Source organism: Conchiformibius kuhniae DSM 17694 (genome assembly GCF_000428785.1).
Taxonomy (GTDB): domain Bacteria; phylum Pseudomonadota; class Gammaproteobacteria; order Burkholderiales; family Neisseriaceae; genus Conchiformibius; species Conchiformibius kuhniae.
In genome coordinates this window covers 1-1,842 of the sequence record NZ_AUAP01000049.1, presented here as the reverse complement: position 1 = coordinate 1,842, position 1,842 = coordinate 1, and the positions used below count along the sequence as shown (strand labels likewise).

1 rRNA gene is annotated in these 1,842 nt (G+C 52.1%); it reads left to right on the top strand.

The features are described from left to right. Positions 1-1,842, top strand: a 23S ribosomal RNA gene (locus G392_RS0109610); the annotation flags it as partial.

Genomic DNA, 1,842 nt, shown 5'->3' with positions numbered 1-1,842 from the left:
GATAGCCCCGTATTCGAAATCCCATTGGAAGTACTAAGCGTACGACAAGTAAGGCGGGACACGTGAAATCCTGTCCGAAGACGGGGGGACCATCCTCCAAGGCTAAATACTCATCATCGACCGATAGTGAACCAGTACCGTGAGGGAAAGGCGAAAAGAACCCCGGGAGGGGAGTGAAACAGAACCTGAAACCTGATGCATACAAACAGTGGGAGCCCCGTATGGGGTGACTGCGTACCTTTTGTATAATGGGTCAACGACTTACATTCAGTAGCGAGCTTAACCGGATAGGGGAGGCGCAGGGAAACCGAGTCTTAATAGGGCGCCAAGTTGCTGGGTGTAGACCCGAAACCGAGTGATCTATCCATGGCCAGGATGAAGGTGCGGTAACACGCACTGGAGGTCCGAACCCACGCATGTTGCAAAATGCGGGGATGAGCTGTGGATAGGGGTGAAAGGCTAAACAAACTCGGAGATAGCTGGTTCTCCCCGAAAACTATTTAGGTAGTGCCTCATGTATCACTTCCGGGGGTAAAGCACTGTTATGGCTAGGGGGTCATTGCGACTTACCAACCCATGGCAAACTCAGAATACCGGAAAGTGCAATCATGGGAGACAGACAGCGGGTGCTAACGTCCGTTGTCAAGAGGGAAACAACCCAGACCGCCGGCTAAGGTCCCAAATGACAGATTAAGTGGTAAACGAAGTGGGAAGGCACAGACAGCCAGGATGTTGGCTTAGAAGCAGCCATCATTTAAAGAAAGCGTAATAGCTCACTGGTCGAGTCTTCCTGCGCGGAAGATGTAACGGGGCTCAAATCTGTAACCGAAGCCGCGGATGCGTTTTTACGCATGGTAGGGGAGCGTTCTGTAAGCCTGCGAAGGCAGACTGTAAAGTCTGCTGGAGGTATCAGAAGTGCGAATGTTGACATGAGTAGCGATAAAGCGGGTGAAAAGCCCGCTCGCCGAAAGCCCAAGGTTTCCTACGCAACGTTCATCGGCGTAGGGTGAGTCGGTCCCTAAGGCGAGGCAGAAATGCGTAGCCGATGGGAAACGGGTTAATATTCCCGTACTTTGATTCAATGCGATGTGGGGACGGAGAAGGTTATGCCGGCAGACTGTTGGAATAGTCTGTTCAAGCACGTAGGTGGAAAGAGTAGGCAAATCCGCTCTTTCTCAACACCGAGATGCGATAACGAGCAACCAAGGTTGCGAAGCGGCAAATACCACGCTTCCAGGAAAAGCCACTAAGCTCCAGTTGAATCAGAACCGTACCGCAAACCGACACAGGTGGGCAGGATGAGAATTCTAAGGCGCTTGAGAGAACTCGGGAGAAGGAACTCGGCAAATTGATACCGTAACTTCGGGAGAAGGTATGCCCTTTCAGGTGAAGGACTCGCTCCGTAAGCCAGAGAGGGCCGCAGAGAATAGGTGGCTGCGACTGTTTATTAAAAACACAGCACTCTGCCAACACGAAAGTGGACGTATAGGGTGTGACGCCTGCCCGGTGCTGGAAGGTTAATTGAAGATGTGCAAGCATCGGATCGAAGCCCCAGTAAACGGCGGCCGTAACTATAACGGTCCTAAGGTAGCGAAATTCCTTGTCGGGTAAGTTCCGACCCGCACGAATGGCGTAACGATGGCCACACTGTCTCCTCCCGAGACTCAGCGAAGTTGAAATGGTTGTGAAGATGCAATCTCCCCGCTGCTAGACGGAAAGACCCCGTGAACCTTTACTGCAGCTTTGCATTGGACTTTGAAGTCACTTGTGTAGGATAGGTGGGAGGCTGTGAAACAGAAACGCCAGTTTCTGCGGAGCCGTCCTTGAAATACCACCCTGGTG